We start from the raw sequence: 22,891 nt of genomic DNA, 5'->3' as shown, positions 1-22,891 counted from the left end.
GGCTCTGAGACGGGCAGACTGACAGGCGTCGCTGGTTGGAATCAAAGGCGATGTGAAGCCCCTGAACGAGGCGCGTCACGCACGGCTTGCCGGGCGAACGATGGCGCGCGTCCTGAAGCGTCTTCCCGTCGCCGCGTGCGGCGCCCCTGCGGCGTCGATGTTCGCCAGGGGATGCAGATGCTGAGCAGGAATCGACGCGAGCGCTTTTTTCACAAGCGCATCCTCGATGCGACCGCAGAGATGCTTTTCGGCCGCTCGAAGAAATCGTCGAAAAATCATCGCCGCGCCGGCGAGTCGCCAACAATGCCGAGCGCGCGCAAGCTTCTGTTCGAAGCGCTCGAACCGCGCATCCTCATGTCCGCGGATCTGAATCCGCTGGGGTCGACGGCGCTGTCGTCGCAGCCGCAGATGTATGTGGCGAGCGTCACGCAGTATCAGCAGGACGGATCGCAGGTCGATGTGCAGGTCGCAACGACCGCCGGCCAATACGATACGCACGCCTACACCTCGGGCCTGACGCTCCTCACCAGCGACACCCAGACCGCGGACTCCGATCTCGGCCCGCCAATCGTCGCCTATGACAACAGCCATCTCTTCGGCGAAGCGCGTCCGCTGCCGGGCGCGCAGATCGCGGGTCAGGGCTTCTACGTCCAGGGACAGGTCGATGACGGGCAGGGCGGGACGATCCCGACCTTCCCGCAGGGCTCAATCGACGAGACGCAGCTCCAGCTCGATGGCGGCCAGACGCTCGTCTTCTCGGCGCACCCGAACGGCGCGCACACGAAACTGCAGCTCGACGTGCTCGACGCCGGCAACAACGTCATCGCGACGGCGCAGGCCAGCGACTTCGGCCAGCGCGTCACCACCGATCTCGTCACCATCGCCGACAGCGGAACCTACACCTTCAGGATCACCAATCTCGAAGGCGATTCACCGACCTACATCTTCGCCGACGCTTATCTCAACACCGTGTTCGATCCGGCGCCGAACGGAAACGGCGACATCGACATCTCCGCCACCGAAACCCCGCTTGTCGGCGGCGGCAATCGCACGGGCGCGCTTGGCGCGGTGTTCAACGGCGACCCCGATCGCTACGTCTTCGATCTCAATGAGGGGCAGAATTTCACGATCGCTGCAACCAGCCGGAACGACATGTCGAGCCGGTATGACCTCACGATCAAGCTCTACGATCCGAACGGCCAGTTGATCGGCCAGGGCGTCAACGGCGCGCTCAATGTCGATCAGATCATCGCCAACGCATCCGCGCCGATGAGCGGCCGGTATGTCGTCGAAGTCTCGACGAATGGCTACGCCGACTACGCGCTGTCGCTGCTCAAGGACGTGACCTACGAAGCCGACCGCGGCGATCTCTTGGTTGATCCCGTCATCTTCGGCTCTTCAGGCGATCTTGCGACGTCCTTCGCGTCACTCCCGCCCTTCTCCGACACGCAAAGCGTCACGCAGCAAAGCCCCTGGCTCGGACCAGGCGGCTCGGCGGTCGGCGGCTTCATCAATGGCCGCTTCCTCTACAATGTGGCCGTTGTCGGCGGCTCCGAGGCGCAGGCGCTGGTCGATCAGATCAACGGGTCGCAAGCGTTGCCGCTGTCGGCGACTCTTGTCTCGCCGCAAGATCTCGCGACCGTCGACGCTTTGACTCACTACAATCTCGTGGTGCTCAGCGGCAGCTACGGCGACAGGACGGCAGCCGATCCCGAGGGCGATGATGCTTTCGTGCACCTGGCTGACATGGCCGACGCGCTCAAGGAATGGGTGCGCGATTATGGCGGCGGCGTCGTCACCATGGGCAACGCGCTGCTCGGGACCAACGGCTCGATCGGCTCGGCCGATCTCGACGACGTGATTCCGGTCGACGCCACTCATCAGCTTCACCGCGACGTCGTCCGCGCGATGACGGGAGTGAGCGCCGGCAATCCGGTGACCGCGGGCCTCGGCGCCATCGATGTCTTCGGAAATTCGAGCTCAGCGCCAGCCGACGCCAGCGCCGAAGTTGCGGCGCTGACCGACGACGGCCGGCCGGGCGTGGTGCTTGGTCGCTATGGCCAGGGACGCACCGTCTTTCTCGCGCCGTCCTATGGCGACGGAGGGAACGCGGGCAATCTCAGAACCGGCGACGCCAACCAGCTCCTGCAGCAGGCCCTCGTCTGGGCGCTGAACTCACAGGCCTGGGACAGCTTCGACGACTACACGATCTACGCCAATGCTGGCGACACGATCAGCATTCATGGCGCGACGTTGAACGATGAGGCCGGCCTTCCGACCTCCAACCTCCAGGTCAGTGTCGAAGCCTACGACACGTCCAAAAATTATCTGGGATCGGGCGACAGCGGCCAGTCATCCGATTTCTCGTTCCAGGCCGATCAGACCGGCGTCTATGTCATTCGCGTCCGCTCGGGCGGCGGCGGCACGGGGGCCTATCAGGTCAATGTGACCGGCGCGACCGGCGAGCCGCCGCTGCTGGCGAGCGGCGTCATCGCCGACGGCTCGATCGTTGGTCACGTCGACAGCCTCTATCGCGTCGATTTCTCCGCGCCGATCGACCTCTCGTCGCTGTCAGCGAGCGCATTCCTGTTCGATGGCAATGAAGCGTCCGACTATGTCGTCATCGACGGCGACACGATCGGCTTCATGCTGCCGTTCCAGCCCTCGGACGGCGAGCATCAGATCGAGATTCAGGGTGGATGGATTCGCAGCCTTGACGGCCGCTATTTCGACGGCGCCTCGACTTCGTTCACACTGGATTCCACGCCGCCGCAGGTCGTTGCGAGCAGCGTGGCGCCAAACGCCATTCTCGACGAAGAGCCGCTGACGCTGCAGATCCAGCTCAGCGAGGACGTCAAATCGTCGTTGATCGGCGGCCATTCCGCCGGCCTCTTCAATCTGAGCACCGGGGATTTTTCGTGGCCGACCACGGTCAATTATGACGCGGGCTCGCGCATCCTGACTGTCTCCTTCGCGAACGAGCTGAGTGAAGGGAATTATCTCTTCGTTCTCTATTCCGACGTGAAAGATTTCGCCGGCAATCTGATCGATGGCTATCCCAATAGCAGCTTCCCCACCGGCGACGGCGTCGAGGATGGTCAGTGGACGCTCAATTTCTCCGTCGACACCACATCGCGCGACCTGACTCCCCTGCCGGCCGTCGGACCGGAAGGCGGCATGATCCATGAGCGCACGCTGTCGCGCTCGTTCGGAACGCCTGACGACATCGACGACTTCACTGTCTCGCTTGAGCCGAATGCGCGCTTGTCGGTCGCGATTTCGCCGTCCGACGGCGTGCTCGCGCGAATCGAACTTGTCGACTCCAACGGCGTCACGCAGGCGATCGCGGAATCAGGCGCCCCCGGCGCGCCGGCGCAGCTTTTCTTTGATGGCGCGGGCGGCGACTACATCATCCGCGTGACGGCGCTGGGAACGACTGGAACCTATCAGGTCACAGCGGCGCTGAACGCGACGATCGCTGCGGAAGGCGGCGGCGTGTCGAACGATGCCGCCAATAATGCGGTTGATCTCGATGCGACGCAGGGAGCGATCGAAGGCGTTGCAGCGCCGCTGAGCGCGGTCGGCGATCTGTCCTCCGACAGCGACATCGACTTCTTCAAGCTGTCGCTCGCGGCAGGCCAGACGCTGGATGTGGCCCTGACGGAAATCGATGGCGGCGCCCAGCCGCTCTCCCTCTCGCTTTATGATGAGAACGGCGTCGAGATCGCGCGCGGCGCGAGCAATGACGCAAATTCGAGCCTGTTCATCGGACGTTATGTCGCAACGACGGCGGGCGTCTATTCGCTGAAAGTCTCCGCGGCGCCTGGAAGCGGCGCCGCTCGCTATGCTTTGACCGCGACGCGCGACGAGCAGCTCGAGAACACGCTGCCTGATCTCATTGCACCGCTGACTTCGAATGTTCTGTTCGGGCGCATGGAAGCCGGACCGCTCAGCGTCGGCGGCGCGATCCGCGTGGCGATCCACGGCGTATCAACTGACGCCAGGGCGATCCAGGCCCGCGATCAGCTCAATGACAGCACACGATTCAACTTCCAGGCGACGATTGTCGATGGCGGCCAGATCGATACGCTGGCGGAGCTATCGCAGTATGACGTGGTGATCCTCGGCAATGAGGGCGTCATCAGCCAGCTCGGCGGATTCGCTGACGCGCTGAAGCAATTCGTGCTCGCCGGCGGCGGAGTCGTGGCGACCGGATTCACGGTCTTTGGAACAGGCTACGCCACGCAGACGGCGCGACAGACGATCGACGACGTCGTGCCCGTCGACGCCATTCATTCCTACAACTATTACTCAAGCGCCAACATCACCTTCAGCGGAACCACTCATCCGATCACGGACGACGTGACCTCATTCACGGCCGGGCCTGTCGAGGTTCCCTATGGCGGCGCCGATTCCGACGCGACGGTGCTCGGCTTCGCATCAGGTCAGGCGGCGATCGTTGCGGCGACGAAAGGGCTCGGCCACAGCGTCTATATCGGCGTCCCGTTCGCTGACAGCACCAGCTCCGCCTTGCGCTCCGGCTCGCAGGACAGGTTGTTCGAGCAGGCGGTGAAATGGGCCGCGCGAGCCGGCGACAGCTACACCGTGCAGCTTGCAGCCGGCCAGACGCTCACCGTGTCGACCGCGCTTCCCGGCGCCGCGGCCGGCGATCCCGTCAACACGCTCGACCCGACGCTCGAAATCTTCGATGAAGCCGGCCACAGCGTCGCCTTCAATGACAACGCATCGGCTGGCGAAAAGAACGCGCTGATCAGCTTCACCGCGGCCACGGCGGGGACCTATCGCATTGTCGTGGGCGCGAAGTCCGGCGACGGCGACTACATCCTCAACAGCGACGTCACGTCCGTCGCAGCGCCGCTCACCGTTGCGAAGACGTCGATCGCCGATGGCGCGCGGCTGAAGACGCCGCCGCAATCCATCACCATTGATTTCTCCGACGGCTTGCTTCTTAACTCTATCGACGCTGGCGATCTCACGATCAATGGCGCGCCCGCCAACAGCGTCACCATTATCGACGGCAACACGCTGGTCTTCGATGTTTCCGGCCTCGCTCCGGTGGAAGGCTCTTACACCATTGCGATCGCCGATGGCGCTCTGAGCGGCCTCGACGGCCGTCCACTCGCGGCTTTCTCATCGTCGTTCCTTTATGATCTCACGCCGCCGCAAGTGATTTCGATCACGCCGAACAGCAGCACGGCGCCATTCACACAACTGGTCGTCACCTTTGACGAGCCGGTTGACGGCGGCACCGTGCAACTCAACGATATCGCGTTGACTGGCCCGAACGGGTCGAACATCGGCGACTACGCCGTGGCGGTGAGCGGCGCCACGGTCACGTACACTTTCTATACCAGTTTCCAAGGTGGGGCCTATCAGGTCTCGATCGGACCTGACATTTCCGACATCGCCGGAAACACGATGGCGGCCGCCTACACCGGCAGCTTCGCCATCAAGTCGCCTGATCTCGTGGTGTCGAACGCGACGGCTGAGCCCACAGGCGTATTCGGCTCCACCTATACCGTCACCTACACTGTCACGAATATCGGCGATGCGCCGATATCGAGCAATTTCAACGCCTGGCAAGATCGCATCGATCTCTCGACGGATCCCGTGCGCGGTTATGACAATGCGACCAGCACCAACGACATCCAGTTCGTCGACGTTCCCATCAACACCTACACCAACGGCGTCGTGCTGGCGCCGGGCGAGAGCTACACCAAGACCATTACCGCGACGCTACCGTTCCGCAACACGGATGCGTTCACCGGGCCGTGGTACGTCATCGTCACGCCGAACATCTATTATGGCGGCCCCGGCGAATCCCGCGGCGACAATAATTCCTTCGCGATCGGACCGGTCCAGCTCAGCCTGCCGCCCACGCCGGATCTGCGGGTCGCGGACATCGATGCTCCGACCGACGCCTATTTCGGCCAGACCGTCACGGTGAACTGGAACGATCTCAACGCCGGCGATGGCGCTCCCGGCGGCAACTGGACGGACCGCGTCTTCTTCTCGACCGACGCGAATCTTGATTATTTTGATCCGACGCTGGCCTCGGTCAGCGTCAACCAGCCCGCGCTCGGCGCAGGCGAAAAGGCCGCGCAAACAGCGTCGGTGACGATTCCCTACGACGGCAGCTCGGATCCGAACCGGACCTATTATCTGATCATCGCGACTGACAACAACGACAACGTCTACGAACACAAGAACAACCAGAACAACTACGTCGCCATCCCGATCCACCTTCAGCTTCCGCCGCGGCTCGATCTCCAGGTCGACTCAACCTCTCTGAGCGCGGCGAACGCGACCTTCGGCAACTCGATCGACGTCACCTATACGGTCACCAATCATGGCGCCGGCGACATCACGGGCACATGGAAAGACGCGATCTTCCTGACCAATGCGCCTGATGGCTACGGTTCGTGGCTGGCCTCTGTCGACATGACGAACGAGACGCTGGCGGCAGGGGCGAGCTATACGCGCACGGTGACCGTGCAACTTCCGCTGTCGCATGATTACAATCCGGGCCAGTGGTATTTCCGGGTCGAGACCGACATCTGGAACGGGGTCTTTGAATATCAGGCCGAAGACAACAATGGCGGCCCGCATGCGCCCGTTGCGATCTCTGATCCGCCGCTGCCTGATCTGCGCGTTGAAAATCTGAATGTCCCGGCGAACGGCGTCGCCGGCTCGACGATCCATGTCTCCTACGACACGGTCAATCGCGGCACAGGCGCCGCCAATGGCGATTGGCTGGAGCGCGTCTATCTCTCCTATGGCGACAGCGTGATCGACTACACCGATCGCATTCTGACCCAGTTCAGCAATGGCGGAGCGATCTCGCTTGCGGCCGGCGCGTCGCTGCACCGCGAATTCGATCTGACGCTGCCGCTCGAACCGTCCTTCCTCGCCGGCGGTTACTCCGTGATCGTTGCAGCGGATCTGCCTGCGTTCATCAATTTTGGCGCAAGCTCGATCTACGAGCCGAACGGCCACGAGACTGATAACACGGCGTCAGCGCCGATGAGCGTCACCATCCCGCCACTGCCCGATCTCACGGTCACGGCGTTGAGCGAACTGCCGGAAGCCATTTCCGGCCAGCGCATTCCGATCACCTGGACGATCACCAACAATGGCGCGGCGCCGGTGACCGGTTGGCGCGACACGATCGCCCTGTCGAGCGACAACGCCGTCGGCAATGACATCTGGCTCGCTGACGTCGATTATGAAGGAACGCTGGCGCCAGGCCAGTCCGTCACCCAGACCGTCGAGGTGACGATTCCCGACACGCTGTCCGGCTCCTATCGTATTGTGATCACGACCGACGCGGACAACAGATATTACGAGTATCCAAACGAAACGAACAATTCGCGTCTCGCCGTCAATCCAACCGCGATCAAGCTCAAGCCGTTCCCGAATCTCGTCATCACCAGCGTGACGATCCCCGAGACAGGCGCCTCAAGCGAGCCGATCGACGTCGAATGGACGGTTCAAAACATCGGCGATGGCGCGACCAATGCGCCTTACTGGTTTGACTACGTCTATCTCTCCAACGACGGCGTGCTCGACGCCGGCGACATCATACTCGGACGCGTCGACAATCCGAGTTATCTCGACGCGGGCGAGAGTTATGTCAGCCACCTCACGACCGTGCTGCCGCGCGGCATCGAGGGGTCGCGTTACATCATCATCGCGGCCGATCGCGAGAACAACGTTTTCGAGTTTGGCCACGAAAACGACAATCTGCGCGTTAGCGGATCGATCGACGTTTCTCTGACCCCGCCGCCAAATCTGCAGGTGACGGCGGTTGCCGCCCCCTCCAATGCGGTGACCGGCGACCCCATGGCGTTGAGTTTCACGGTCACGAACACCGGCGAGACGCGCACCTATGAGAGCCAGTGGTGGGACCGCATTTATGTCTCGACCGACGCGACTTTCTCCGGCGATGACATCCAGCTCGCGCAGCTCGTCCATAACGGCGCGCTCGACGCCGGCGCGGCCTACACCGTCAACACGTCGGTCGTCCCGCCGATCGGTCACGCCGGGAATCTCTATTTCCTCGTCATGACCGACGTCTTCTCGCAGGTCTATGAGGGCGCCGACGAGAGTGACAACACCGGTAGCGACCTCGTCAATGTCGTGCATCGGCCGCCGCCGGATCTCGCGGCCTCGATCGTCGCGGCGCCGTCCGTCGCCATCGAGGGGCACACGGTCTCCGTCACCTATCATGTGAGCAACGACGGCTCGACCGAGACGCCAAACTACAGCTGGTTCGACAATCTCTATCTCTCGACCGACGGCGTTCTGGACGCGTCCGACCCGCGGCTTGGCGACGTCCACGTCACGCAGGCGCTGGCGGTCGGCGGCGGCTACACCTTCACGGTGAGCGGCAAGTTGCCGTCCTTTATTGAAGGCGACTACCACCTGATCGTCGCGGCTGATGCGAATGACGAGTTGTTCGAGTTCAACAACGCAAACAACATCGCTACGAGCGCGTTGCATATTGACAACCTGCCGGCCGACCTCACCACGGTCGTGGACGCGCCCGACGCTGGCGTCGCTGGACGGCCGATCCGCGTCAACTGGACGGTGACGAATAACGGCGTTGGCTCGACGAGTTCGTCGAGTTGGACGGATCGCGTGATCCTGTCGACCGACGACATCGCTGGCAATGGCGACGATTTCACGCTGGCCGAAGTTGATCATACCGGCCAGCTCGCGGTTGGCGCGAGCTACAACGCCTCGACGACCTTCAGTCTGCCTTACTGGGCGCTCGGGAATTATCACATCCTCGTGGCGTCCGATGTGCGCGAGAAGGTCGACGAGACCAGCGAGACGAACAATGCCGGCGCGAACAGCATCGCCATCTCGCGCCAGGTTCCCGATCTGATCGTCACCAGCGTCTCGACGCCGCCCGCGAGCAACGCCGGCGACACGCTCGACATCACCTTCACTGTGAAGAATGTCGGCAACAATGATACGCAAGCGAATTTCTGGTACGATCGTGTCTATATCGCCGACCAGAACGGACTGAACACGTTCAGCAGCCCGGTTCTTTCAACCGTGCGCCACACGAATGCGCTGGCCCCTGACGGCAGCTACACCGTGACTGTCACAGTCCAGCTTCCGGAAACTCTCGCGACCGGCGACTACAACATCTATGCGCTCGCCGACATCTACAACAATGTCATTGAGGAGCCGCTCGAATTCAACAATGCAAGCGCTTCGGGCGTTTTCCATGTCACCGGCCAGCCGCCAAAGGTCTATGACCTTCAGGTGACCAGCGTCGACGCCGCCGATCAGGCGGTCAGCGGCCAGCTTCTGACCGTGACCTATACAGTCGCCAACAATGGCAGCGCGCTTTCGGGCGCCTGGTATGACGTCGTTTATCTCTCCGTCGACCAGAATCTCCAGCGCAATGGCGACGTCTATCTCGGCGCCGTGGCGCAGAACCGCACGGTCGGCGCAGGCGAATCCTACACCGTCACGCAGACATTCCAGATTCCGAAAGGCTATTCCGGCCCGTATTACGTCTTCGTCGTCTCCGACAGCACCAACGCGGTGAAGCCGGAAATCTCGGAAGCGAACAATGTCGGTTATGATCCGGTCTCGACGCTGATCTCGCTCGCGCAGCCGGCCGATCTCGTGGTCGGTGATTTCTCCATCCCGGAGAATCTGCCGCTGGGCGTCGAAATCGATCTCACCTACAGCGTTCAGAACCAGAGCAGCGTCACCGCCGTCGGATCGTGGTACGATTCACTCTATCTTTCTTCCGATGACGCCTGGGACATTGGAGATCGCCTGATCGGCCGCGTCCTGCACACAGGCGGCGTCGGCGCCAATTCAAGCTACACCGAGACGCTGCATGGCGTGTTGCCGGGCGTGATCCCTGGCGACTATCACGTCATCGTCCGCACCGACATCCGCAACCTCCTGCCGGAGACGGTCGAGACCAACAACATCACGGGTTCGCTCAACGCCGCGGATATCGACGTGCCGCGGCTGACGCTCGGCGATCTCGCCTCGGGCGTGATTCCGCAAGGCGGCGGCTCCTACTACAAGCTCGACCTTGAAGCGGGCCAGACCGTCAGGATCACGCTCGACGGAGCTGACGCCGGCTCGGGCAACGAGCTTTATGTCCGCTTCAACGCGATGGCGGGCAGGGGAGTGTATGATTTCAGCTCGGCGACGCCGTTCGAAGAGGATCAGTCGCTGGTCATCCCCACGACGCAGGCCGGGACCTATTATATCTATGTCGTCAACACGACGACGTCGGGCGCCAACCCGACGCGCGCCTTCGCCATCAAGGCGGAATCGATTCCGTTCTCGATCACGGGAGTTGAACAGTCGACCGTCGGCAACAGCGGCGCGGCGACAATTCGCATTGACGGCGCGTTGTTTGAGGATTCGACGATCTTCGTGCTCGTCAATCAGAATGACGAGGTGCTGTATCCGGATCGCATCGTTCGCACCGATGCGAGCCGCGCCTATGTGACGTTCGACCTCTTTGGCACGCCGGCTGGAACCTACACTGTCCAGGCGGTCCGCGGCGACGGAACGGTCTTCAAGCTCGCGGGCGGCCTGACCGTCGTCGATGGCGCCGGCGCCAACATAGAGACTGTCGTCGACGGCCCGGCCTTCGTCTGGTCGCGACGCACCTACAATGTGAACTTCTATTGGAAGAACACCGGCGATATCGACACCATGGCGCCGCTGATCCGCGTACACGCGAACGGCCAGTTCGGCCTCAACGCGACCGACATGCGCAACGGGTTATTCCTGGCGCTTGGTTCGAGCCCCGAGGGGCCGACCGATATTCTCGCTCCCGGAGCGCAGCATTCGGCAACCTTCGCCTTCCTCGCCGGCACGACGATGGCGTTCGAGACGGTGTCGGGCGACAGCGCTGAACCCATCGACGACTGGAGCGAAGTCGTCGCCGCGATCCGTCCGCCGTCGCTGACAGACGCTCAATGGACTCCCTTCTGGAACAGGCTGCAGCCGGAGATTGGCGACAAGTGGGGTGATCTTGTCCGCTTTATCAACCGAGTGGCGGGCGAGGTCGCCGCGCCGGGAGAGGCATTGCGTGACATCCATGATATTTTCGCGCGCCTCTACGCAAAGAATCCCGAATTCCGCGCGAGCGTCACGATTTCCGGCGTGCTGCGTGACAGCGAAACCGGCGCGGCGCTCTCTGGGGTCGAAATCACAGCCTACCGAGCCACGCCAACCGGTTATCAGGCCGGCGGTTATGGCGTCACCGCCGCGGACGGATCGTTCAGCATCGGCGGATTGCTCGCGGGCCAATATATCCTCGTATTGCCGCAGGATGGGCCGCTTGTGTTCGACCTCGATTCGGACGGCTTCGCGGATCAGAATCCACCGTCTGTGATCGTTGGCGACACGTACGATGTAACCAATGTTCAGCTCAAGGCTGTCGACGAAGTCACGCAGGCTGATATCGAACAGAACACCAATCCGATTTTCGTCACGGATACGCTGGGCAACGCCCACATGTTCTGGGAGCGCAACGGCGACCTGTGGCACGCCGACTATGACGGTGCAAACTGGATCAATGCGGGCATCGTTTCACAGATATTCGGCCCAGCAAATCTGGTGCAAGGCTCCGAGTTCACCGTCGTCGCCAGCGACAAGCTCATTGACGGAACGCGCGCCGGCCTCGTCGTTGTCTGGCGCAGCCGACCTGATGTTGATGACGTCAATGACGCCGACATCTACTACGCGGTTGGCCTGATCTCGCCGGACGGCATCGACTGGTCGAAACCGACGAAGGTTGGCGGCACTTCTGTCAACGACGACGCGCCGCAAGCGCAGGTGCTCGCAGACGGACGCATTCTCGTCAGCTGGCGCAGCAAGGATCTGACGACGCAAGACGATGCGGATCTTTACTACGCGCTGATACCAGCCGACGGCGGCGCTCTCCTTTTCTCGTCGGACGTTCTGGAGTCGCTCCGCGAAGCGATCAAAAATGGCGAGCTGGAGATCCAGCTTTCTCCGTCGTCGCAAGAGGTCGATCCGACGGCGAGCATCAGTTCTTTCAACTGGAGCACAAAGGTCACCTTCCCGCTTTCCAACCGCTTCACGAAGCAATTCTTCGAGGCCAAGTTCAGCCTGGAATTTGCTGGCTCCGTCTATGTCGATCGGACCAAGGAAGCGAATATCCAGCTTGGCGGTTCATTCGGTGTCGAAGCCAAGCAGTATCCGCCTGATGTGTACAAGTCGCTCGGATGGCCCGCGGTCACCGTGAGGGTCGGCGGCGAGGCGAGCTACCAGGGCTATTGGGTGGTGGTCGGTTGCGATGATCCGCAATGGCAGTTCAACCAGTCGCGACTCAATGGCTCTGTCAATTTCGGCATTGGCGTCGGCGCGCCGATCGAGCGTTGGATCGGTTTGCTGCCGACGCTGCCCGGAAAAGCGGTCGAGAAAACGCTCGAGGTGTTGCGCAGATATGGCTTGGCGCAGATCGACACGAGCGTCGACTTCAATGGCGGAATTGGCGGATCATGGCGCTGGCAGAAGCCGTCCGCCTGGCCGGTGCAGTGGCGATGGCCCGACAATTTCACATGGATCGGAAATGTCAGCGTCACCGGCCAGTTGAAGCAGAGCTTCCTCGGCGGCACGCTTGAGATATCGATGTTCGCAACGGGGAAACTCTCCGGCGACATCATGCCCGATCCGCAACTCGAGGGCACCGTCGAATTCGGCCTGATCGTCGGCGGCGAGGCGGTCACCAAGATGGTCGACAAGATTTTCCTCTCCGACGATGACGGCGACGGCGTGTCGGAGATCAAGCTGTCCACGACGATCAGTGTCTTGAAATCGTCTTCGGCAAGCAGCATTGAATCCCAACTCGCCAAGATTCTCAGCGGCGGTGTGTCGTCACTCGCCGAGGGCGAGGACTTTACGCTTGAGCTCGTGCATCGCGATGGCGGCGCGCTCGGCGGCAATGCGGTGCGAACCGGCGCGGGCGTGTTCGCAGTCGAGTCCAATGTCGGCTCAGACCTCACCGATGACGGCATGATGACCATGGCGCGCGGGCCGGACGGCCTCGTCTATGGCGTCTGGGAGAACAGGGATCCAGTTCATCCCGGAATCTCCTCCTTCGCTCTTTCGGTTTTCGATGGAACGAGCTGGGGGGCGCCTGTGACGCTCGCGGGCACGGGAAATGCGCTTTCGCAGCCCATCATCAGCTTCGACAAGAACGGAGCGCTTGTCATCGCCTGGTCGGAGGCGACGGGAACGCTGCAGATCGCCGCCGGCGCCATCAGCATGGAACAGCTCGACGCGATCTTCCGCCAGTCCGACACCGCCGATCTCTTCTATGGAACATACAAGGACGGCGTCTGGTCCGGCCCGACGCGCATCGCTCAGATCGCCGGACAGGACGCTGGCCTCCAGATCGTGCGCATTGGCGATACGCTGGGGGCGGTCTGGATCAATTCGACTTACGGCGCAGCCACAAGCAATGTCATGGTGGCGTTCTGGGATGGCGCGGCCTGGACGACTCCAGCGGTTGTCGCAACGGCCGCCGGCATTGACAAAGTGACCATTGGCGCCGCCGGCGGCAAGCCGACGGTGTTCTGGACAGAAGAGGCCGGGACAGCGCAGCTTTCGCGGCGCCTGATCGCGTCCAGCAGTTTCGCCAATGGCGTCTGGTCGGCGAAATCCCTGTTCTCGCCGGCGCTCGGCGCCGGGCTCAGCGTCGCTCTCGATACTCTGCCCGCTTCGTCGCAAACGGCAAGCGACAGCTCGGATCAACCGATCCAGACCGAAGGCGGCGTTGATGTTCGCGCGCCGTCCATCTTTGGTCCGCCCGAGCATGACGAAAATTATGTCTGCAAGATCGAGCCGCCCAAAGACTATAAGCCGGTGCTGCTTGTCTCCGTAGATCCGAACGACATCATCGGGCCGCAAGGCGCGGGCGATGAGAAGTGGGTGCGCAGCGATCTGCCGCTGTCTTACACGATCCGCTTCGAGAACGCCGACTTCGCGACGGCGCCGGCGAAGACGGTGACAATCGTCCAGCAGATGGATTCCGATCTCGACATCCGCACCTTCCGCGTCGACGATTTCGGCTGGAGCGGGATGACCTTCGCGCAGGATGGCGATCGTTCCTATTATTCAGGCCGCATCGATCTTAGCGCCACCAAGGGCTACATGGTCGATGTCCTGATCGTGCCCGATATCGCGACGAACACGATCACCTGGACCTTCATCGCAATTGATCCCACGACCGGCGAACCCGTCGACGATGCGCGCGGCGGCTTCCTGCCGCCGAACGATGATGACGGCGTCGGCGAGGGCTATGTCAGCTACACCGTGAAAGCGAAGAGCGGCCTGACAAGCGGCGCGGTGATCGACGCCAAGGCGACGATCGTATTCGACGTCAATGAGCCGATCGAGACGCCCGCGATCTTCAACACGCTCGATGTCGGCAAGCCTTCGAGCGCGGTCGAGGCGCTGCCGGCGCAGACCGACGATCTCGAATTCGAAGTCTCATGGGGCGGGCAGGACGACGCAGGCGGTTCGGCCATTGCGGCCTATACGATCTATTACGCCATCGATGGCGGCGGCTACAGCGTCTTCAAGCTCAATACGACAGACACCTCTGCGCTTTTTGTCGCCGAGGCGGGCCGAACCTACTCATTCTATTCCGTCGCGACCGATATTGCGGGTTACACGGAAGATGCGCCGTCGGTCGCCGACACGGTGATCCAGATTGGCGGCGTCCCGCCAACTGAAATCGACGGCCTCGTCTTTGAAGACATGAATGGCGATGGCGCGTTCGGCGCCGGCGATCATGGCATCGCGGGCCGCACGGTCTTCATCGATGCCGATGATGACGGCGTTCTCGATGTCGGCGAAGCGTCGGTCGTCACGGACAGCGAGGGGCATTACGCCTTCACGGGCCTGACGCCGGCGACCTATCACATCGTGACGCTGCCGCCGACAGGCTGGACTTTCACGACTGCAGGCGCGGTCGCGCGCGATGTCGACGCGACGACGGGCGGAACCGTCAATGCTGCAGCCTACGGGCTCTTCAAGCTCGCGTCGATCACGGGCGTCGTCTTTAATGATGTTGATGCGGACGGCGTTCGGGATGTTGGCGATGCGGGGGTTGGGGGCCGGGTTGTTTATCTTGATGCGGATGATGACGGGTCGCTGGGCGCCTCCGAGGTTTCAACGATCACGGGTTCTGACGGCTTTTACAGCTTCGGTGGTTTGATTGCGGGTTCATATGTCGTTCGCGAGGTTGTGGCGGATCACTGGGCCGAGAGTTCGCCGGCTGGCGGGAGCTATGTTGTTGGCGCGACGAGCGGGCTGATTGCGTCGGGGCGGAATTTCGGGACGTTCGAGTTGTCGGATGTCGCGGGCGTCGCGTTCGAGGATGTGGATGGCGACGGCGTCCGGGACGCGGGCGAGGGGGCGCTTGCGGGCTTCACCGTGTTCCTCGATGCGGATGGCGACGGCGTCCGCGATGCGGGCGAGCGTTTTGCGGTCACGGGGTTTGACGGGCGCTATGTGATCGCTGATGTCAGGCCCGGCGATTATGTCGCGAGCCTTGAACTTCCCCAGGGCTGGGTGCTGACCGCGCCTTCGGGGTCTTCGTCATCTTCCTCTTCTTCGGCGTTGTCGCTCTCTTCATCTGCGTTGACGACGTCGGGCTCGACGGCGGTTCTGTCCTCGCCGGATCTCGGCGCGTCGGGTCTTGTGACGTCGGGCGCAAGCGATTCCGCCTGGGCGAGCGCGCTGACGGGATTGAGCGCCTATCGCGCCGATCCCCGGTTTGCGGGCTTTGATGGATCGGGCACGACGGTTGCGGTGATCGACACCGGCATCGACGTGAACTCGTCCTTCTTCGGGCCCGATCGCAATGGCGACGGCGTGTCCGATCGCATCGTCTATCAGTACGACTTCGCCGATCACGATGGCGACGCGTCGGACCGCTCGGGCCATGGCTCGAACGTGTCGAGCATCATCGCGGGATCGGATGCCACCTATGGCGGCGTCGCGCCGGGCGCTGATATCGTGGCGCTGAAGGTGTTCTCGGACAATGGCGCAGGCTACTTCGCCTATGTCGAGCAGGCGCTGCAATGGGTGGTGGCCAACGCCGCGGCCTATCACATCAGCGTGGTGAACCTGTCGCTCGGCGACGGGGCGGACTGGACGACGGCGTCCTCGCGCTATGGCCTCGGCGACGAGTTCGCGGCGCTGGCGAGCGAAGGCGTGATCGTGGTCGCGGCGGCGGGGAACGGGTTCTATTCCTTCGGCTCGCAACCGGGCGTGAGCTACCCTGCGTCTGATCCGAACGTGCTGGCGGTCGGGGCGGTCTGGAGCGGAGACTATGGCGGTCCCTGGCGGTTCGCGAATGGCGCGACCGATGCGACGACGGGCGCTGACCGGATCGCGAGCTTCTCGCAGCGCGGCGATCAGGTCGATGTGTTCGCGCCCGGCGCGCGACTGACCGGCGCCAACGCGACGGGCGGGCTGTCGACGATGCAGGGCACGAGCGGGCGTCGGCCTACTTCGCCGGCGTGGCGGCTCTGGCGCAGGAGCTGGCGGAGAGCCATCTCGGGCGTCTGCTAACGCCGCAGGAGTTCGTCGGTCTGGTGAAGACGACGAGCGACCGGATCGTCGATGGCGATGATGAGAACGACAATGTCGCGAACTCGGGCGCAAGCTACGGCCGGGTGAATGTGGAGCGTCTGGCGACGGCGATCATGGCGCTGACGCCGGCGGCGGGGGGCGGCTCGGGCTCAGGAACAAACCCGGGAGCGGGAACGCCCTCGACGCCGACGCGGTCCCTGTCGGGCCATGCGCTGACCATCGGAACCGGCGATCACGTGACCGGGATCGACTTCGGCGCCTTCAGACTCGGAACGATTGCGGGCTCGACGATCTCGGACGCAGACAAGGACGGGGTGAGGGACGCCGGCGAGATGGGCGTCTCCGGTCGCACCGTGTTCCTCGACGCGGATGGGGACAATGTGTTCGACGCTGGCGAGCGCTCGACGATAACGGCTGCGGACGGCTCGTTCTCCTTCGCCGATATCGGTCCCGGGACTTATCATGTCAGGGAGGTGCTGCCGTCAGGCTCTGTCGAGACCGGACGCTCCGGCTCCGACATCGCGATGACGAGCGGATTGGCCGCGCAGGTTCAGTTCCTGACGGCGCCGGCGAACCTCGCGCCGTCAGCGGGCAATGACGTCTATCAGCTGGCGCAAGGCGGTGTGTTGACGGTTGCTGCGGCGAACGGCCTGTTCAGCAACGATCATGACGACAATCCCTTGAAGATCGCGTCCTTCACGACGCCGTCGCATGGAACGCTGGCGCTTTCTGCGGACGGCTCGTTCATCTACCGGCCGGACGCGGCGTTCTCAGGGACGGACAGCTTCGCCTATACGCTGAATGACGGGCAGTTCTCGTCGACGGCGACCGTGACGCTGACGGTGACGGCCGGCGGCCGCACCACCACGGTGACGACAACAGAGCATTACAATGCAAGCTGGGCGAAGACCTCGACGATAAAATCGACGGCGATCACCCATGCCGGCGCCGATCCCAACAAGCTGGTGACCGAGCATTACAGCGGCGCCGGCGCCTTCACCGGCGCAGAAGTGTCGTTCCTGCAGAACGGCAAGCAGGTCGAGGAGCATTACGATGCGGCCTGGCGCTTCATCAGCGCCAATGTGACCTTCCCGCAGAACAGCAAGACGGTCGAAGAGCACTATGACGGAAGCTGGCGCTTCACGGGCGCCAACGTGTCGTTCGTTCAGAACGGCAAGCAGGTGATCGAGCGTTACAATGCGAGCTGGGCGTTCACGGGCTCGGATGTGAGCTTCGTGCAGAACGGCAAGCAGGTCATCGAGCATTACAATGCGAGCCGGCAGTTCACCGGCGCGGATGTGATGTTCGCGCAGAACGGCAAGCAGGTGGTGGAGCATTACAGCGCGAGCTGGGCGTTCCAATCGGCCGACGTGTCTGTCGCAACGAGCCAGACGAGCGGCGCGCCGTCGGCGGCGGGCAGCCTGATGGCGCTCGGGCTGGAGCTCGAACAAGACGATCTTGCGGCGGACCCTGCCCCTGCGACCGGGACGCTGGCGTCTGCGGCGACGATCGCTTCCGGGCTCATCTCACCGGCCGTTGTGATGGCGGGAGCCTCAGCTGCTGCGGCGACAGCGATCGATCAGCCTGTGACGCTGGAGCTTGGGCCGGTGGCCTCGCTTGCGGCGTCATCGCGGCTTGGCGCTTCGCTCAGCCTGCTGGGGGATGGAACGGTCCTCTATGATCCCACGGCTTCGGCGCGGCTTGCGCTGCTGGGCGTGGGCGAGACGGCGAGCGACAGCTTCGCCTATCGGACGGTTGGCGAGATTCCCTCGTTGTCGACGGCGACGGTGCTGGCGCTGGGCGGCGGGTTCGGTCCGGCGCGGCGGGGCCTGCGGGACGGCGAGACGTCTCCTGAGCAGGCGCCAACAGGTGAGGCCGGCCTGTCGGCCTCAGGACCGGCGGAAGCCGGCGCCGCGTTGCGGGCGGAATGGGCGCTTGACGGATCGGGCCGCCTGTCGCGGCCGCTGAGCCTGCCGGGATCGGCGCTCAAGCCGGCGGCGAAGGTCGAGGCGTTCAAGACGGAGGCCCCGTTCGGACGTCTCTCCGAGGCCGGGGCGGCGACCTCACCGCGTGATGCGCTGGCGACCTCACTGCGTGATGCGCTGGCGAAGGAAGAGACTGCTGAGATAGACGCGTGGGCGCGGCTGCGACGCCTCGCCGACCGCGTGGATCAGGCGGACGCGATCAATCCCGAGACGGCGCAGTCGGCCCTGTCGCCAAGGATAGATCTCGCTGCGCCCTTCACCGACTTCCGCTTTACATCGCGAGACGTCGCCAGCGCATTGCGAGATGGCGCCGGCGCATCGCTCGAGGAGGAGGCGACGGACTGGCGGGCCGAGCTTCTGGCGCGGCTTGATCCCGGCGAGCTCTCCGCCGCCAACCGGGCGCTGCGCATCGCTGCGCCGGCCCCGTGAAGCGATCTTGATCCCGATTGGTTCTGAGGAGTTGTGATGAGCGATCTCTCCACCCCCGACATGAGGCCCGATGAAGCGGCCCAACTCGCCAATGGCGCCAAATCGGCGCAACCGATCCATGAGTTGAAGCCTTCGCTGCCGAAGGTGGACGCCTTCAAGTCGGACGCGCTGAAGGCGCTGGCGGATTCGGTCAAGCCGACCGCGTCCTCGCCGGCGAAGCCGTCGCGCGCCGAGGCGTCGAAGCCTGCCGACGCGCTGAGGCCTTCAGCGCCTCAGGAAGGGCAGGGCAAGAAGCTGCGCATCGACGCGTCGGAGCTGACCAGCTCCTACTGCAATGTCTGCAACGCCTCCTCGACGCGCGAGGAGGTGGTGCTGAACTTCGGCGTCAATCACGACTGGGACCGGGGCGCGGCCGGAGCCGACGTGAAGATGCTTCATCGCATCATCCTGTCGCCGTTCGCGGCGAAACGGGTGTCGCAGCTCCTGGCCTCGCTGCTCAGGGAGTATGAGGCGCGGCATGGCGAACTGAAGTGAGCGATATGAGCGGGCTGGCCTCAAAACTTCACCCGGCGCTTGAGCGAGCCCGCGGTTGAACAGCCACGTCAATCCGACCGGCTTCAATCCCGGGCGCGGGCTCGCGGGCGCGGGCTCGGAGCGGCGCGAGGGATCGTTGGCGACGGGCGACGTCTGGAGCGCGTTTGCGGGCGCGCGCACGGCCCATGAGTTCTGCCGGTCCTGGCTCGCGCTCCAGTGCGGCATGATCCCCGGCGCGGTCGCGGCGCTATTGCTGCTGGAAGAAGAGAATGGCCGCTACGCCGCGGCCGCCGCCTGGCCCGATCCTGCGCGCGACATGGCCTATCTCGCCCCCGCCGCCGAACAGGCGCTGGCCGAGCGCCGCGGCGTCGCCCGCAAGGCAGACGCAAGCAAGACGGATGCGGGCAAACCGGATACAGCTAGGCCCGAGACCTCTCGGGCGTCCCGGACGCCCGCTCCCGCCGCCTCTCATCTCGCCTATCCCATCGATGTCGGCGGCAGGCTTTATGGCGTTGTCGCGGTCGATATGGGCGCGTCCTCGCCGGCTGCGCTGCAGGCGGCGCTGCGCCAGCTGCTCTGGGGCGTCGGCTGGCTCGAAGCCATGTTCCGCCGCCGCCAGAATGAGGAGGACCGGGCCAGGCCAGGCTCGACCGCTCCGCCTTCGCCATGGACATCCTCGCAGGCGCGAGCGAGCAGCGCGCCTTCAAGGCCTCGGCGCTCGACGTCGCCAACGAGCTTGCCGCCCGGCTCAATTGCCGACGCGTCGCCATCGGCCTCGCGCGCAAGGACGAGGTCAGGCTCGCCGCTCTCTCCCATTCCGCCGTGATCCGGGAGAAGGCGCAGACCATCGCGGCGCTGACCAACGCCATGGAGGAATGCTACGACCAGTCGGCGCCCGTCTCCTGGCCGGCGAACGAGGCGACTGGGACGGTGATCGCGCTCGCCCATCGCGATCTTGCAAAGCTCTCGGGCGCGGACGCGGTCTGCTCTGCCCCGATGGCGAGCGCCGGCCGCAGGGTCGGCGTGATCACGCTGGAGCGTGAGGGGCCGGAGACCTTCGACGCCAGATCGATCCAGCTCATCGAGGCGGTCGCAGCCCTCATCGGCCCGCTGCTGGAAATGAAGGCCGGAGCCGAGCGCCTGATCGCCGGCCGCGCCGCCGACAGAACCGCGTCCGGTCTCGCCGCCCTGTTCGGGCCGGGAAGGCCAGCGCTCAAACTCGCAGCCGTCGCGCTTGTCGCCGGCGTCGCGGCGCTCAGCTTCATGACCGGCGATTATCGCGTCGCCGCCAGGGCCGTGGTCGAGGGCTCAATCCAGCGCGCGGCCGTCGCTCCCTTCGACGGCTTCCTCGCCGAAGCGCCGGCCCGCGCCGGCGATGCGGTCGAGGAGGGCCAGTTGATCGCCGCTCTCGATGATCGCGAGATCAGGCTCGAGGCCGTGCGCTGGAAGAGCGATCTCGAACAGCAGAAGCTCAAATACAATGACGCGCTCGGCAAGCATGACCGCCCCGCCGCACGAGTCGCCGCCGCCCAGATCGAGCAGTCGCAGGCCCAGCTCGCCCAGGTCGAGGACCGCCTCGCCCGCGCCCGCATCACCGCTCCCTTCCGCGCCGTGATCGTCTCCGGCGATCTCTCCCAATCGGTCGGATCGCCCATCGAGAAGGGCAAGACCCTGTTCGAACTCGCTCCTCTCGACGCCTACCGCGTCATCCTCCAGATCGACGAGCGCGACATCGCCGATGTCGAAAAGGGCCAGAGCGGAACGCTCCTTCTCACCAGCCTCGCATCCGACCCCATCCGCTTCACCGTGAAAACCATCACCCCCGTCGCCACCGCCCAGGACGGCAGAAACCACTTCCGCGCCGAAGCCGACCTCGCAACCAACATCCCCCTCAAACCAGGAATGGAAGGCATAGCCAAAATCCAGATCGACAAACGAAACCTCATCGCAATCCATACAAAACCCGTCACCGACTGGCTCAAACTCGCAATCTGGAAATACTGGCCGTAAGCGCGCGGAGCCTGGACGAAATGATGGGGCGTGTTTGGAAGGACTGCGCCAGCGATTGACTGAGCCCGCCGCGCTCGCCAAAGCGGCCGCGTTTCGCCAATCAACCTTCCCAACGTCCAGGTCGCGCATTCCAACAGGTTTGAACGCCGGACGCTTCACGTCGGGATAAACACGACGGCATTACGGTCGCTTGCTTCTCGCCGCACTCCGAAGATCGGACATCTCAGCGCTGCGATAAAGATTCGGCCGGGAGATTGAATACGGTTCGCAAGGCCGCTGCTTCTTCTGTGCGGCCGACGGCGTCAAGCGCGCGCAGGTGCGCGCCGAATCGCGCGTCCAGAAATGATCTGCGCCTAACACCTCCCGGTGAACTGAAAGCGCCTGCTGAACTTCCGCGAGCGCTCCATCGCCGCGGTTGAGACCGAGGAGGATATAGGCGAGATTATGCCGGGCTCGCGCCAGGTTGGCGTGCCTGGGGTGAAGCGACCGCGCCCAGATTGTGATCGCCTCGCGGACCACAGGCTCCGCTTCCCCATAGCGTGCCATTCCTCGCAGCGTCCGCGCGAGATTGTTCAGCAGTCGCGCAAATTCCGGATGATTGCGATCGAGCTTCCGCCGGGCGATCTCCAAGGTCTCGCGATAGATGAGTTCGCCCTCTGCGAAGCGGCCCATATCGAGATGGAGCCCGAAACCGCTGCGCCACAAGATATCGCACAGAAGCGCGCTATTCTCCTTGCGATCCGCAATGGCGATGATTTCGTGGAATATCGCTTCGGCTTCATCAAATCGTTTGTTGTGACTGAGCAGCTCCGCAAGCAACCAGAGTCTTTCTGCAACATTGATGTCATCGCGACCAAACGTCTTCTCGCCGTCAGCGATCGTCTGCCGAAGCAGCGCCTCGGTTTCGTCGATCTCGCCCTTGAAGAACAGATGGGATGATCAGGGACATCGCCCTCCAGGCCAAGCCGGCAGAGCCAACGATAGGCGAGGTTCAGATGCACCTCCTCGCACAATCGACGCTCGGAGCGGATGCCGAAGCAGTAACCGACGATCAGCATCCGGATCATGAGTTCTGGGTCGATCGAGGCCGGCCGATCTCGCTATAAAAAGGCCGCAGGTGCGTCCGCAGCCCGGACAGGTCGACAAAGCGGTCAATCGAACGCAGCAGATGATCCGCCGGCACATGACGCTCGATGCTGAACTCGTAGAACAGCGCTTCCTGCATCACCGTCCGCTCGCCCATCATCGCGATGTGCTCCTGTTCGCGGCACAACTGAATCAGGACA

At 63.5% G+C, this 22,891-nt stretch carries 6 protein-coding genes and 1 pseudogene; 5 read left to right on the top strand and 2 right to left on the bottom strand.

Features of this window, described 5'->3' with window-relative positions; all coding sequences use genetic code 11:
• Positions 1 to 177 precede the first annotated feature (177 nt).
• Genes L8F45_RS29180 through L8F45_RS29160 form a run of 5 tightly spaced genes read left to right on the top strand, consistent with a single transcriptional unit; the run spans position 178 to position 21,605 of the window.
• Positions 178 to 16,626: a CARDB domain-containing protein gene (locus L8F45_RS29180; RefSeq protein ID WP_342364198.1), complete on the top strand. Its 16,449-nt coding sequence runs from the start codon at positions 178 to 180 to the stop codon at positions 16,624 to 16,626.
• Complete coding sequence (locus L8F45_RS29175; RefSeq protein ID WP_342364197.1) at positions 16,575 to 19,061, top strand: Ig-like domain-containing protein; 2,487 nt, start codon at positions 16,575 to 16,577, stop codon at positions 19,059 to 19,061. Before L8F45_RS29180 ends, L8F45_RS29175 begins: the two co-directional genes overlap by 52 nt.
• Before the next feature lie 36 nt (positions 19,062 to 19,097).
• On the top strand, positions 19,098 to 19,595 hold the full coding sequence (locus L8F45_RS29170) for a DUF3467 domain-containing protein (protein ID WP_342361885.1): 498 nt from the start codon (positions 19,098 to 19,100) through the stop codon (positions 19,593 to 19,595).
• A gap of 55 nt (positions 19,596 to 19,650) precedes the next feature.
• Positions 19,651 to 20,421, top strand: a complete 771-nt coding sequence (locus L8F45_RS29165) for a hypothetical protein (RefSeq protein ID WP_342364196.1) — start codon at positions 19,651 to 19,653, stop codon at positions 20,419 to 20,421.
• Complete coding sequence (locus L8F45_RS29160; RefSeq protein ID WP_342364208.1) at positions 20,364 to 21,605, top strand: efflux RND transporter periplasmic adaptor subunit; 1,242 nt, start codon at positions 20,364 to 20,366, stop codon at positions 21,603 to 21,605. Before L8F45_RS29165 ends, L8F45_RS29160 begins: the two co-directional genes overlap by 58 nt.
• Positions 21,606 to 21,785: 180 nt before the next feature.
• On the opposite strand, the gene L8F45_RS30895 is transcribed toward L8F45_RS29160, so the two are convergent.
• Complete coding sequence (locus L8F45_RS30895; RefSeq protein WP_425330071.1) at positions 21,786 to 22,235, bottom strand: tetratricopeptide repeat protein; 450 nt, start codon at positions 22,233 to 22,235, stop codon at positions 21,786 to 21,788.
• Positions 22,236 to 22,540: 305 nt separating this feature from the next.
• Positions 22,541 to 22,851 (bottom strand): annotated as a pseudogene (locus L8F45_RS30890) (transposase); the annotation flags it as partial.
• Positions 22,852 to 22,891: the final 40 nt, after the last annotated feature.

It is taken from the genome of Terrirubrum flagellatum (assembly GCF_022059845.1).
GTDB lineage: Bacteria > Pseudomonadota > Alphaproteobacteria > Rhizobiales > Beijerinckiaceae > Terrirubrum > Terrirubrum flagellatum.
Note: the sequence above shows the minus strand (reverse complement) of the source record. Positions and strands in the feature narration are given on the sequence as shown.

Coding starts and splice junctions, on each gene's coding strand:
- L8F45_RS29170 (WP_342361885.1), top strand. CDS start 19,098: ATGAGCGATCTCTCCACCCCCGACATGAGGCCCGATGAAGCGGCCCAA.
- L8F45_RS29180 (WP_342364198.1), top strand. CDS start 178: ATGCTGAGCAGGAATCGACGCGAGCGCTTTTTTCACAAGCGCATCCTC.